This is a genomic window from Glutamicibacter mishrai (genome assembly GCF_012221945.1).
Taxonomy (GTDB): Bacteria; Actinomycetota; Actinomycetes; order Actinomycetales; family Micrococcaceae; genus Glutamicibacter; species Glutamicibacter mishrai.
Window position 1 is genome coordinate 407,900 of the sequence record NZ_CP032549.1, and the last position, 12,274, is coordinate 420,173.

Annotated in this window: 13 protein-coding genes; 6 read left to right on the forward strand and 7 right to left on the reverse strand. The window is 57.7% G+C overall.

The window, feature by feature from the left end; genetic code table 11:
* Positions 1-52: 52 nt before the first annotated feature.
* Entirely contained in the window at positions 53-1,681 is a 1,629-nt protein-coding gene (locus D3791_RS01865) for an ABC transporter substrate-binding protein (RefSeq protein WP_172511143.1), read from the reverse strand.
* 228 nt (positions 1,682-1,909) lie between these two features.
* On the opposite strand from D3791_RS01865, the gene D3791_RS01870 reads away from it, so the two are divergent.
* On the forward strand, positions 1,910-2,269 hold the full coding sequence (locus D3791_RS01870; protein ID WP_172511144.1) for a hypothetical protein: 360 nt from the start codon (positions 1,910-1,912) through the stop codon (positions 2,267-2,269).
* 90 nt (positions 2,270-2,359) lie between these two features.
* Here the strand turns inward: D3791_RS01870 and mnmA are convergent, their stop codons facing one another.
* Genes mnmA through D3791_RS01885 form a run of 3 tightly spaced genes read right to left on the reverse strand, consistent with a single transcriptional unit; the run spans position 2,360 to position 5,567 of the window.
* Positions 2,360-3,496 (reverse strand): tRNA 2-thiouridine(34) synthase MnmA, encoded by a 1,137-nt coding sequence (gene mnmA / locus D3791_RS01875; RefSeq protein ID WP_022876590.1) that lies wholly within the window; start codon positions 3,494-3,496, stop codon positions 2,360-2,362.
* Positions 3,493-4,728 (reverse strand): cysteine desulfurase family protein, encoded by a 1,236-nt coding sequence (locus D3791_RS01880; protein ID WP_172511145.1) that lies wholly within the window; start codon positions 4,726-4,728, stop codon positions 3,493-3,495. Before D3791_RS01880 ends, mnmA begins: the two co-directional genes overlap by 4 nt.
* A 20-nt stretch (positions 4,729-4,748) precedes the next feature.
* Positions 4,749-5,567: a hypothetical protein gene (locus D3791_RS01885; RefSeq protein WP_172511146.1), complete on the reverse strand. Its 819-nt coding sequence runs from the start codon at positions 5,565-5,567 to the stop codon at positions 4,749-4,751.
* A 113-nt stretch (positions 5,568-5,680) separates the two neighbouring features.
* Here D3791_RS01885 and folP point away from each other — a divergent pair, with 113 nt between their 5' ends.
* Together folP and D3791_RS01895 are read left to right on the forward strand one after the other, a co-directional pair.
* Positions 5,681-6,607, forward strand: coding sequence for a dihydropteroate synthase (gene folP, locus D3791_RS01890; RefSeq protein WP_172511147.1), 927 nt, complete (start codon positions 5,681-5,683; stop codon positions 6,605-6,607).
* Positions 6,608-6,620: 13 nt separating this feature from the next.
* Positions 6,621-7,364 carry a pyrimidine reductase family protein gene (locus D3791_RS01895; protein WP_172511148.1) on the forward strand — a complete coding sequence of 248 codons (744 nt, stop codon included), beginning with the start codon at positions 6,621-6,623 and terminating at the stop codon, positions 7,362-7,364.
* Here the strand turns inward: D3791_RS01895 and D3791_RS01900 are convergent.
* Entirely contained in the window at positions 7,348-8,247 is a 900-nt protein-coding gene (locus tag D3791_RS01900; RefSeq protein WP_081638181.1) for a diacylglycerol/lipid kinase family protein, read from the reverse strand. The genes D3791_RS01895 and D3791_RS01900 overlap by 17 nt on opposite strands.
* Positions 8,248-8,360: 113 nt before the next feature.
* On the opposite strand from D3791_RS01900, the gene D3791_RS01905 reads away from it, so the two are divergent.
* From D3791_RS01905 to D3791_RS01915, 3 genes are all read left to right on the forward strand, one after another.
* Positions 8,361-9,260: a J domain-containing protein gene (locus D3791_RS01905; protein WP_172511149.1), complete on the forward strand. Its 900-nt coding sequence runs from the start codon at positions 8,361-8,363 to the stop codon at positions 9,258-9,260.
* Between the two features lie 44 nt (positions 9,261-9,304).
* The gene (locus tag D3791_RS01910; RefSeq protein WP_172511150.1) at positions 9,305-9,766 is read left to right on the forward strand and encodes a tRNA (cytidine(34)-2'-O)-methyltransferase; all 462 of its coding nucleotides are present in this window, start codon (positions 9,305-9,307) and stop codon (positions 9,764-9,766) included.
* Positions 9,767-9,830: 64 nt separating this feature from the next.
* The gene (locus D3791_RS01915) at positions 9,831-10,457 is read left to right on the forward strand and encodes an anti-sigma factor (protein ID WP_172511151.1); all 627 of its coding nucleotides are present in this window, start codon (positions 9,831-9,833) and stop codon (positions 10,455-10,457) included.
* A 98-nt stretch (positions 10,458-10,555) separates the two neighbouring features.
* Here D3791_RS01915 and D3791_RS01920 read toward each other — a convergent pair whose 3' ends face one another.
* Together D3791_RS01920 and D3791_RS01925 are read right to left on the reverse strand one after the other, a co-directional pair.
* Entirely contained in the window at positions 10,556-11,317 is a 762-nt protein-coding gene (locus D3791_RS01920) for a PIG-L deacetylase family protein (protein ID WP_172511152.1), read from the reverse strand.
* Entirely contained in the window at positions 11,314-12,264 is a 951-nt protein-coding gene (locus tag D3791_RS01925) for an electron transfer flavoprotein subunit alpha/FixB family protein (protein ID WP_022876600.1), read from the reverse strand. Before D3791_RS01925 ends, D3791_RS01920 begins: the two co-directional genes overlap by 4 nt.
* Between the last annotated feature and the right edge of the window lie 10 nt (positions 12,265-12,274).

Below are 12,274 nucleotides of genomic sequence, written 5' to 3' on the forward strand. Positions count from 1 at the left end.
GTACGACGCACGTCAGATCCCCTTCGATTTGATGTGTACAGGCAGAGCCGGATTACTTGCTCAGCACGCCAAGGCGGAACTTGAACGAAGCGTCCAAGGTCTTGTCAACGTTCTTGACGTCCTTGCCTGAGACAGCCACCTGCGCACCCTGCAGCAGCGGCAGCGTGGAAAGATCCTCTGCCACCATGGTCTGCAGCTTCTCGATGGCTGCGGTTCGCTCGCCTGCATCGGTCATGCCGCGCTGGTCAGCGATCAGCTTGTCGACCTCTGGGTTGTCGTAGTTGTTCGACAGGAAGTTGTCCTTGGCGAAAAACGGCGAGAGGTAGTTGTCGGCATCCGAGTAGTCCGGGAACCAGCCCAGCTGGTAGGCCGGATAGTCGGTGACGCGCTGCTTCTGGTAGGTCACCCATTCGGTGGACTTCAAATCCACGTCGAACAGGCCATCTGCTTCCAGCTGCTTCTCGACCAGTGCGTATTCGTCACCGGAGTTCGGGCCGTAGTGGTCCGGGTTGTACTGCAATGCCAGCTTGACCGGGGTCTTCACTCCGGCGTCTTCCAGGACCTTCTTGGCCTTGGCGGCATCTGGCTTGCCGTCGGTGCCGTACAGATCCTTGAGCGGTTCTGCCGCGCCGGTGAAGCCCTGCGGAACGAAGGAGTATGCAGGAGTGTAGGTGTCTTTGTAGACATTCTTCGCGATGGCTTCGCGGTCTACCAGGTGGGCGGCGGCCTGGCGCACCGCCAGCGACTTGGCTTCGTCGGCATCAGCGGTCTTGGCACCGAACGGCATGGTGTCGAAGTTGAAGACGATGTAGCGAAGTTCGCCACCTGGGCCCTTGTGGACGGTCAGGTTCTCGTCCTTGCCCAGGTCTTCGATATCGGTAGGAGTCAGCGAACGCCAGGCTACGTCGATCTTGCCTTCCTGGACCTCGAGCTTGAGGTTGTTGGCATCGGCGTAGTACTTGATCGCTGCCTTGCTGTTAGCTGGCTTGCCCAGCACGCCCGCGTACGCATCGTTGGCGCTGAAGGAGATCAGGTTGTTCTTGTTGTAGGAATCGATGACGTACTGGCCACCGAATGCCTTGCCTTCAACAATCTTCTGATCGTCCAATAGCTTGTCTGCCGGGAAGACTTCGTCATCGACGATCGGGCCAACCGGCGAGGTAAGAACCTGCGGGAAGGTCTGGTCGTTGGCGACCTTGAGCTTGAAGACCACGGTGGTGGCATCCGGTGCCTCGATGGAATCCACATTGCCGAGCAAGGAGGACGGCCCATTGGGGTCGGCGATCTTCAGCTGGCGGTCAAAGGTGAACTTCACGTCCTTGGAGTCGAGGTCGTGTCCGTTGGCCCACTTCAGTCCGCTTTTGAGCTTGACCGTGTATTGGGTAGGAGTAGTGAATTCCGCCGACTCCGCCAAGCTCATCGATGGCTCGGGGCTGCCCGGCTCGGAATTCAGCAGGAATGGGAAAATCTGGTTCATGACCATGAATGAGCCGTTGTCGTACGAGCCGGCTGGGTCAAGGGAGGTCACTTTGTCGGTGGTGCCCAAGGTGATCGGGGCGCTGGAATCGCCCGAGCCACCCGATTTGCTGTCTTCTGCCGCTGAGGTGCAGCCGGTCAGAGCCAGGGCAGAGATACCCACAACGGCTGCTGCGAGTCGCAGTCCGTTCTTTGTGCGAGTCATGAATCATCCTTTTTCTAGATACACGCATGTGTGGTGATGATTAACACATGTTTCACATATCCTAAGTGATGCACTGCACTAATGACGAACAATAATCGCGATTATCGGCAAAAACTGTGCTGTCGACCGCACCGTGTTGTGCTTGGCGCCACGCGGAAATTCGGGCCTGCCGGGCCCGTTGAAAAATTCTTGCCGCACCTGATCCCCGGTGGCATAAGCTAGATGACAATGATGACTCGTAGAGACGCGGCAATCGCGTTAGATATCCCTGTAGAGATGGCCAAGCGCCATGGCGTACCTTCCCGCATGACTGAAGCGGAGTTCCGGGAACTGAACACCAATCCGCCGGCGTGGCTGGTCCAGTCGCGGGCCAATCGCACCGGCAAGCGTCCGGTGTGGGTCCACTTGGTGTGCGAAGTCTGCGGGTTCAGCGAATACGAGCGCCCTAAGAAGTGGTGGCCAACCTTCGACTTCGTGCACTGCCACAGCCACTCCCCGGCCCAGCTGCCCAAGCTCGCGTCCGGGAAGACCCGTGTGGAATACCAGGATATTTCAGCGCATATGTTCGGCATCGTCGACGAGGACTAGCCAACAACCGCTTGGTGCCAGCAAGGCGCAAAAGGGCATAAAAATACCTCAGGGATCAGATTGAACTGACCCCTGAGGTATTTTGCTTATCTAGCGGACCTTTTCCGAGTCCCACGCGCTGGAGCGGGCAGAATCAATGGTCGCCTGGCCAAGCACGCGGCTGCCCTTGTAGACCACCATGGTCTGGCCCGGCGCCACGCCTCGCATGCCTTCTGGCAGGTTCACGACCAGCTCGTCGCGCCCTTCGGCGGAGCGTTCCATATGCGCCACAGCCTCGACAGGATCGCCGTGAGCCCGCACCTGCACCATGCAGTCGAACTTGTCTCCGGTGAAAACTTCTGCGATCGGAACACCGGCCCAGGAAATGCGGATACCGCGCAACTGGTCAACGGCCAGCAATGCTTCTGGCCCGACGATGACCTTGTTTTCCTTGGGACGGATTTCCAGCACGAAGCGCGGCTTGCCATCGGCAGCTGGACGGCCCAAACGCAGTCCCTTGCGCTGTCCCACGGTGAAGGCCTGAGCGCCTTCATGCTCGCCTAGCTGGTTGCCCTCGTGGTCAACGATTTCGCCTGGCTTCATCTCGATGCGCTCTGCGAGCCAGCCGCGGGTGTCGCCGTCAGGGATGAAGCAGATGTCGTAGCTGTCCGGCTTGTTGGCAACGGTCAGTCCGCGAGCTGCTGCTTCGGCACGCACTTCAGCCTTCGATGGAGTTTCAGCCAGCGGGAACATGCAGTGCTCCAGCTGCTCGTGGGTGAGCACACCCAGAACGTAGGACTGGTCCTTGGCCCAGTCGGCAGCACGGTGCAATTCAGGCGCGCCATTCTCGTCACGCAGGACCTTGGCGTAGTGCCCGGTGCATACGGCATCGAAGCCCAGGGCCAGGGCCTTCTCCAGAAGGGCCGCGAACTTGATCTTCTCGTTGCAACGCATGCAAGGATTAGGGGTTCGGCCAGCTTCGTATTCGTCAACGAAGTCCTGGACAACGTCTTCGGCAAAGCGGTCGGAGAAGTCCCACACGTAGAACGGGATGCCCAGCTTGTCGCAGGCGCGCCACGCGTCGTTGGAGTCTTCCACCGTGCAGCAGCCACGCGAACCGGTGCGAAGCGTTCCTGGCATGCGTGAAAGCGCCAAGTGCACGCCGACGACGTCGTGGCCGGCTTCAACTGCGCGGGCTGCGGCTACCGCCGAGTCCACGCCTCCGGACATCGCTGCTAGTACCTTCATCGTGTAAAACCTGTTCCTGCCGTGTGGATGCTGCTTTCATCGGCTGCCATGCCAGCCTTCTTTGCCCGTGCATACGCTTCGGGCAAAGCCTCTATTAATGCGTCAACGTCGGAACGGGTGGATGTATGCCCCAATGTGAAGCGTTGCACACTTCGGGCACTGCGCGCATCCCGTCCCATAGCCAATAAAACATGCGATGGCTGCGGAACGCCAGCGGTGCACGCCGACCCGGTGGACGACGCGATGCCGAACATGTCCAGAAGGAAGAGCAAGGAATCGCCCTCGCACTCCGGGAATGTGAAGTGCAGATTCCCCGGCAGGCGTTTGCCTTCATTGGCAACATCGCGAGGGCCGTTCAAAACTGCTTCGGGAATCATGTCGGTGATGCGCTGCACCGCGTATTCGCGCAATTCGCTCAGCCGCGCGGCTTCTTCACCCAACTGCTCCCGCACTGCCTTCGCTGCGGCCGCGAACCCTGCGGCGCTGGCCGCGTTCAGGGTTCCGGAGCGCAGCTTCCGTTCATGCCCGCCGCCATGCTGCACTGGCGTCAGGACGATATCGCGACGCACCAGCAGACCGCCGATGCCTACCGGCCCGCCGATCTTGTGCGCGCTGATAGCCATCGTGGCCAAGTTCGATTGGGCGAAATCCACCTCTACCGCCCCGAAAGCCTGTACCGCGTCCGAGTGCACGGGGATTCCGTACTGCGCCGCCAAGGCAGCGAATTCAGCCACTGGCTGGACGGTGCCTACTTCGTTGTTGGCCCACATCAAGGTAGCCAGTGCGATCTGTGCGTGGTGTTCCGCAAAGAGCGAGGCCGCAGCTTCGAGATCCACGACTCCGTCGCGGTCGACCGGCAGCCACAACAAGGTGGCGTTCTCGTGCTCTTCGAGCCACATGGCGGTGTCCAGCACCGCGTGATGCTCGATACCGGTGAGCGCGATGGTGCGCGCCTGCTCATTTGCGGCGACGCGGTTCCAGAACAGGCCCTTGATAGCCAGGTTGTCGGACTCTGTACCGCCAGAAGTAAAAATCAGTTCGCTCAGATGCGCTCCTGCGGACTGCGCGACAGCGAGGCGTGCATCATCGACCGCCCGGTTAGCGCGGCGCCCAGCACCATGCAACGACGAAGGATTACCGGTCAGAGAGTACTGTTCGGTGATAGCAGCCAACGCTGCAGGATTCAGATCAGTGGTTGCCGCGTGATCCAAGTAAACGGCGGAAGTATTCATAACCCTTTAATGGTACGGCTTTACAGACCCTCGTTTGAATGGCCAATCCGTGTGAATTGGCCGACCTCGATCACTTCAAGATCAGGATTCTTCAAGACTGCCTCGATCAACGCGGCCGATCCCCCAAGGATGGTGCAGTCGTCATAAGGCTCCGTGGAGAGCATCCAGCTCTTGTCGGCGGAGAAAGCCAAAGCCGGGCGCTGGCGCTGGGCGCCGTCCACGGTTTGGGCCCACAGCGGGCGAGCCAAGAATTCGGCATCCGCTTCGAACAGGTGGTAGTTGCGGTAGCCTCCGCCCAGTTCCAGCGGGGCAGCATTCACGATCTCGGGGCCGAAGGCCGGCTTTTGGGCTTCGGCCAAGGCCGTTTGGTAGGCCGTCTGGTTTTCTTCGTCGCTGAGCTGCGGGTCAGGTTCCTGCTCTATCTGGATCCGGTCTCCGCCTTCGATAAACGCGTATCCGGCCCACAGACCGGCAATGTATTTTTGCGTCGGCTCAGCATCCGCCGTCAGGGTATGGATCAGCGACTGCCACTGTTCTTCCGGCAGCTGATCCAATGGCAAGTCGGTATCAACCCACGCGTCTTCTTCGACCGGATCACCTTGCGCATCCAATCCGGCGACCGTTTCAAACAGGTCGGCGGCGGTGATGATGTGATTGCGGCTTTTAGCTACAGTCCCCCAGCTGACCAGCTGATCATCTTCATCCAGGGCCGGATGCAAGATGCGAACGTAGCGTTCGTAACCTACTGGAATCTGCGCCACGACGGTTGAAGGATCGGCTGACGAGCAAGCCGAAGCGATCCATTGGCCCTGCTCTGCTGAAATATGTGAAAACTGCATGTCCTTAGCCTAGCGATGTCTCGGAGCGAAATCTGCCTTGGGAATGCCGTCGGTGGTATGAATGAATAGACACCTCGTGACACGCGACGTTTACTGCAAGGGAGCTTCCATCGATGTTCAAGCCTGAGTTGCTAGAGCCCATCCACGAGTTTTCTCGGCAAACCATCGATTTCTCCCGGAAAATCGCCATCATGGCAGTGATCAACCGCACGCCAGATTCCTTCTACGACGCAGGGTCCACCTTCGGCCTCGATCAAGCGGTCTCCGCTGCCTTGCAAGCCATCGAGGATGGAGCGGACTGGGTCGACATTGGCGGCGTCCCGTTCTCCCCCGGCCCAGAACTTCACTGGCAGGATGAAGCTGAGCGCATTGTGCCGGTGATCAAGGCCGTGCGTGACCGCAGCGACGCGATCATTTCAGCTGATACTTTCCAGCCTCTCGTTGCCCAGGCTGCCATCGAGGCGGGGGCGGATGTCATCAATGACACCACCGGCTTGGCCTATCCCGAACTGGCTGAAGTTGTTGCCAAGAACAACGTTCACCTGGTGATCACGCATTCGCTTGCCAAGCCGCGAACCATCTATCCGCGACCGCACTACGCAGATGTCGTCGCGGAGGTCAGGCAGTATCTCAAGGACAAGGTGGCTGTGGCCCTCGCCTCTGGCATCTCGCCGTCAAAAATCATTGTTGACCCGGGGCACGACCTCAATAAGAACACTAGGCACACGCTGGAGATCACAAACAATTTCCAGGCTTTTGCCGACTTGGGATTCCCAGCCTTGGCCGCCGTCTCGAATAAGGACTTCATCGGCGAAACCCTGGATCTGCCAAAGGCGCAGCGTACGCTCGGGTCCATGGTCGCAGCCACGATCTGCGCCATGAACGGGGCACGTATCCTGCGCATGCACAATATCCCCGAATCGGTCCAGACAGTTCGATTGCTTGAAGCGACCCAAGGTTGGCGCGAACCGGCGTATCAGATTCACAACATGGGTGATGTCAATCCACCTGCTCATCCCGAACGCGAACATAGCAAGTAAAGGACCAGCATCAATGCGAGCACTGCTTCCCGAACCAATCAATGACCTAAGCGACGATCAGCTCCTGGAACGCTACGACAGCGCAAGCCGCCCCTTTGTACGATTCAATTTCGTCAGCAGCATCGACGGCAGCGCACAGGCCGACGGGCTGTCGGCGAAATTGGGCTCCGACGGCGATCAGAGGATATTCGCGCTGCTCCGCCGGCTGGCTGATGTCGTCGTCGTTGGCGCTGGAACTGTTCGCGCCGAAGGCTACGAAGGAGCTCTCGTCTCCGCAGAAGATGAAGAATGGCGCACCGCCCACGGATTATCTGCACATCCAGCGCTTGCCCTGATCTCTGCCGGATTGCACCTTGACCCTTCAGCACAGATTTTTAAACAGTCGCCTGTCCCCGTCATTGTCTTCACCTCTGTTGAAGTCACTGACGAGATGCGTGGTTCCTATCCCGACAACGTGGAAATCATCCGGGTGGGAAAGCTGGAGAAAGGCTGCGATCCCGAGGACATCGTTGAGCAACTCGTCGCGCGGGGAATGGGTTTCATCCATTGTGAAGGTGGCCCGCACATATTCGGCCAGTTCGCGTCGGCTGGCATGGTGGACTCAGCGTGCATCAGCTATTCGCCAGTAGTTGTAGCAGGCGAGGGATTGCGAATTGCGGCGCACAACCAGCAGACTTTCCAGCGTTTCATGCTCAATTCTTTGTGCGAGGAAGAAAGCATGCTCTTCTGCGACTACCGGATCAAGAAATCAGATTAATAGCTCCCGTCAGCACACGGACATCAAAATTTCCTGTCCCGACGTACTCGCCGTCTGCGAAACTATCCTGCTGAGTTTCGACATGTGCTGACGAAAGACGGTGGCTGATTTTCCAGCGATGGGCCGACCCGCTCAAGATCTTGCCGATGGAGGGCAAAACGGGCAACACGTTCTCGCCACGGACCATGCTCAGTTCCAAGACTCCATCCGTGAACTCAGCAGCAGGAAAGAGCCGAATTCCGCCGCCCAATGACCGGATGTTCGCGATGCTAGCTGCCAAAGCGGGTCCATCAAAGCTGAATTCTGGTGTAGCGACCCTGCTGTGGAAGCTTTTGAGCCTCGGCAGCGCAAATAGCAGGCCCACAATATATCTGAAGGCTCCTAGCTGCCGCGGCAGTTCATTGGCAGCCGCATTGATCTTTGCTTCAGCACCCCAGGAAACAGCACCGACTGCATACTTGATCTGGCCGGGATCATCTTCGAATTTCAGCTCCAACGCGTCAACCTTCATGGCCTCGCGGCGATGCATGAAATGCGAAACGATGCGTTCGATGGACTCGTGCTGATTTTGATGGGCGAGCATCCTCCACAGATCGTTGCCACTTCCAGCAGGGACAATCCCGACCGGGATTCCTGTGTTCACAAGACGTGGAAGCACTCGATGGATCAATCCGTCGCCACCAACGACTACAAGGCCTCGGCAAGGCACCGGGTTTGTTGCGTTTGTTTCCATTGAAACGAAAGAAGCATCGACAAGTTCACTGGCGATGTTGATGGCGTGAAGCGACGACGCCAAGTTTTCTGCCCTTTGCTGCCCCGCACCTCTGCCAGCAGACGGGTGGAAAACAATGCGGACGATCCCGTCCGGATCAAAAGTCATCATGTGAATAGAGATTACTGAGGCAGTGAGCACAACCCAATTATTTGTCAGGCGCTATTAGCTAAACTGGAACACATGGCACACTGCCATGCCGTTCGAGAGGACCCAACTGGACTATGAGCACGCCGAGCCCGTACGAAATTCTTGGTGTAACTCCTTCAGCCAGCATGGAAGAGATCAAAATTGCCTACCGTCGGGCAGCCAGGGCTACCCACCCCGATCTGGGCGGCAGCGAAGAAAAATTCAAACAAGTTCAGCAGGCATTCCAAGACATTACCGAGCTCGAGAATCCTCTGAGCCACGATCAAACCTTTCAAAAGCCAGGCGAGGCACCTCGGGCGGGATTCACCGCCCGCCCATTCGACGAGCGGCTGCGCAAGACTCCCCAGCAGCCAAAAGCACAGATGTCCACGGAATACGTTCCCGCGCTGTCGGATGCTTCATTTACCTGGTTGAGCAAGGAACTCTCCGAACAAAGAATCCACGGGGAACCACGCAAACGCGGCCTATTCGCCAATCGGGCAAGATTGGTCCGCGAAGCAACAACGATTAATTTGCTGAGCAAGAACGTGCTCAACGTGTTGCCAGCGGCTCGCTTGGTCAATGGGGTTTCCTCGCGGCAGGGCGGCCACTACGAGCACATTCTTGTGGCTGGCTACCGCATGGCGGTCATTAATACGATGACCCTCCCGGAAGGCTACTACTCCTTTGACGGCAATGTGCTTCGCCATGGGAACAAGATGACCCAGCCGCCGGTATTCAACATCTCGGCACTCCAGCGGAACTTCATGCAAATGAACGTCATGGCTTTCACCCTGGTTCTCTCCCCAACTGGGAATCGCCACGAACCGGTCATCGAATATCACCGCAATGCCGATCCGAGTCTTGGCACCTCCCCGAACGTGCTCAACGCAGCTGGTTTGGTCCGAGAGCTAAAGCTCTTCCTGGGATCCGGTCCTACTCCGAATGTTGTCGACCGTGCGGCTATAGCTCATCTACGTGAGGCGATGTACTGAGTTCAATGGCGCAAATGGCATCCTGCAGCGCTTAAACTGGTTAAGTGTTTCGTATCGTATTCAACGCCCCAGAGATCCCGGGTAATTCCGGAAATGCCATCCGCCTATCGGCCATTACCGGTGCAGAACTGCACTTGGTCAAGCCACTAGGCTTCAATTTCGAGGATGCGAATCTGCGTCGTGCGGGGTTGGATTACCACGATTTAGCCAACGTCACGATTCACGAGAATCTTAACGCCGCTTTCGAAGCCTTGGGCGAAGGCCGTGTTTTCGCCTTCACTTCTGAAGGCGAAACGGTGTACTCGGATCTCAGTTATGAGCCGAGCGACATCTTCCTATTCGGCAAAGAGTCGGTCGGCCTCAGCTCCGAAGATAAGAAGCACCCACGCGTCACCGAGCTGGTACGACTGCCGATGCTTCCAGGACGCCGCTCACTCAACCTGGCGAATACGGCTTCCATCGTTGCCTACGAGGCGTGGCGTCAACACGGATTTGCTGGCGCGTAAAGTACCAGTCTCCAACCGCCGCGTATACAGCTTTACCTAATCTTTATAAAGTAGGCTCATTACTGTGCCCGTGACCGAACGGGTATTGAACTTTGCCGACGACCTTTCGGGAGAATCCAAGACAATGACCGGTAGCCATTCCCAGCACCGCGACGAGCCTCAGGACGAAGACCTGGGACTAGACCTGGTGAGCCACGTGGCCAGCAGCTCACGAGCTGAACGAAAAACCAGACCACGACGCTGGATTTTCGCGATCGTAGGCGCTGCGATCATCGTCATTCTGGCTTTGGTCGTCTTCTCCCTGCTCAACGGCGGAACGAAGGCGTCCAAAGCTTCAAAAGCTGATGATGCGATTTCTGTTGCCGTCGACCTCAAGAGCGGCGGTAACGCCAACCTCAGCAGTTCGAAGTCGGAAGATGCCATCGGCGTCGAGCTGACCTCGCTGCCGCCATTAGACGAATCTGAACAGTATGTTGCGTGGGCGATCCACGATTCCGGCAGCGTTTCGGTCATTACGAAGAGCAATGGCGAAGATGCATCAGCTGGTTATTCCCCCGCCGACGACGTCATCGCCATCCATATTACTGTCGAGAGTTCCACTACTCCCGCGCAACCATCAGAAGACACCGAAGCTTCGGTAGATCTTCCATTGAGCGCGGATTCAAGCACTCAGGCCAGCCAGGGTTCATAGCCCGGGACTTCAGGTGTCAATGACAAGGTGCCTGTGACCACAGAGGAGATTCTCCTCTGTGGTCACAGGCACCCTGTGGTTTATCAAACGAAGATCAGCTAGAAGCCGGCGATGGTGTCATCGGCATTCACCGCAACGAGGTGGAAAGCCTCCGCTAGACGCTGCTCGTCGTACTGCGCACGCTGCCCATTGGCGGTGCATTGCTGAAGCACGAAGCGCTCCATGGCCGCTACATCAGGATGCTGCGTGAAATGAGCGCGCAATGCGTCCATCTTCTTGTCGAAGAAGTCCGTGATGTCGACAAAGCCATTTTCACGTTCCTTCGGTGCGCCATATAGCCAGAGCCAGGGTACCTTGTAGGCCTCCAGTTCTTCCTCGTGAAGCAACTCCGGGTAAGCGAATGGATTCTCCACCGCAGGGTAGATTGCGCGCGTGACAGCTTCACCACAGGCCAGATGGTCCGGATGCGAACGCTGGATGCGATCCCAATTCCGTTCTGGATGCATGGCCATGACAATGGTTGGCTGCACCTGGCGGATCAGTCGCACGACCTTACGCATCACCTCATGGTTGGCTTCCAGGAAGCCATCACGTTCGCCAAGGAAATGCACGGTTTTCACACCGACTTTTTCAGCGGCCTGCTTCTGCTCCGCGTGGCGCAAGGCGGCTGTTTCCCGCGGATCCCGATCATCGAAGCCACCGGCATCGCCGTCGGTCATGATGCAATACTGCACCTCAATACCGGCAGCCGTAAACGCAGCAATCGTTCCCGCTGCTCCGAAGTCCAAGTCATCCGGATGCGCGCCGAAAGCCAGGACTCGTTTGGTTTTCTCACCGAAGAATTCAGTTGTGTCGATCATGCTTGACGGCGTCGAATCTCTTCTGCAGCTTGTGGAAGCACCTTGGCCAAATCGCCAACGATTCCGAAATCAGCGATTTCGAAAACAGGCGCGTCGACATCTTTATTGATGGCAATGATGCACTTGCTGGTTTGCATACCGGCCTTCTGCTGGATCGCTCCGGAGATACCGGCAGAGATGAACAGCTGAGGTGAAACCGTGACACCGGTCTGGCCGATCTGTGCATCATGGGAAATCCAACCGGCGTCAGTGGCAGCACGCGAGGCGCCGACAGCGCCTGCAAGTGCGTCGGCCAGGTCCTCAACTGGGCCGAAGTCCCCGTTGACTCCTCGTCCGCCAGCAACCACAACGCGTGCTTCGGTCAGCTTTGGACGATCCGAGACAGCTTTGGCTTCAGTGGCCACAATGCGAATGGCAGGCGTAGCGGCAGCCTCGTAGTCCAGTGGCTGGACCTCCAGCTGCTGGCCCTGTGACTGTGGCTGTGGCGCATCTTCAATGCTGTTCGGCTTCACGGTAACGAATAACGTTCCGTTCGTGGCTTTAGCCTGGGCGCTGTAGCTGCCGGCCAGCTCGTCTTTGGTCACAACCAGATCCGCGGAAACATCAATGGCATCGGTAATGACCGCGCCATCAAGGCGAACGGCCAATCGTGCTGCGATCTCGCGGTTGAAATTATCGTTGGCAACCAGAACTACATCGGCTTCGCTCTGCTTGACGGCAGCTGCAAGAGCCGAGAGCGCATGATCGATGAAGACATCGTCATTTCCGGGTGCAACCAGGAGCTTATCCACTCCGTAGCCACTGACTACATCCTGAGCGGACTGCGGAACCTCAGAGGCAACGGCCAAAGTAGCCCGATCAAAACGGGAGGCAAGGGTCAGAAGCTCTCGTTGCGCCTTGGAAGGGGCATCGGAAAGTTCGTTGAAAAATACTAGTGCTGAAGGCATGTTCAATTTT

Excerpts from the sequence above, each read along its gene's own strand:
- D3791_RS01865 (WP_172511143.1), bottom strand. The coding sequence starts at position 1,681 with ATGACTCGCACAAAGAACGGACTGCGACTCGCAGCAGCCGTTGTGGGT.
- D3791_RS01925 (WP_022876600.1), bottom strand. The coding sequence starts at position 12,264 with ATGCCTTCAGCACTAGTATTTTTCAACGAACTTTCCGATGCCCCTTCC.
- D3791_RS01880 (WP_172511145.1), bottom strand. The coding sequence starts at position 4,728 with ATGAATACTTCCGCCGTTTACTTGGATCACGCGGCAACCACTGATCTG.
- D3791_RS01870 (WP_172511144.1), top strand. The coding sequence starts at position 1,910 with ATGATGACTCGTAGAGACGCGGCAATCGCGTTAGATATCCCTGTAGAG.
- mnmA (WP_022876590.1), bottom strand. The coding sequence starts at position 3,496 with ATGAAGGTACTAGCAGCGATGTCCGGAGGCGTGGACTCGGCGGTAGCC.
- D3791_RS01920 (WP_172511152.1), bottom strand. The coding sequence starts at position 11,317 with ATGATCGACACAACTGAATTCTTCGGTGAGAAAACCAAACGAGTCCTG.
- D3791_RS01895 (WP_172511148.1), top strand. The coding sequence starts at position 6,621 with ATGCGAGCACTGCTTCCCGAACCAATCAATGACCTAAGCGACGATCAG.
- D3791_RS01900 (WP_081638181.1), bottom strand. The coding sequence starts at position 8,247 with ATGATGACTTTTGATCCGGACGGGATCGTCCGCATTGTTTTCCACCCG.
- D3791_RS01905 (WP_172511149.1), top strand. The coding sequence starts at position 8,361 with ATGAGCACGCCGAGCCCGTACGAAATTCTTGGTGTAACTCCTTCAGCC.
- folP (WP_172511147.1), top strand. The coding sequence starts at position 5,681 with ATGTTCAAGCCTGAGTTGCTAGAGCCCATCCACGAGTTTTCTCGGCAA.
- D3791_RS01885 (WP_172511146.1), bottom strand. The coding sequence starts at position 5,567 with ATGCAGTTTTCACATATTTCAGCAGAGCAGGGCCAATGGATCGCTTCG.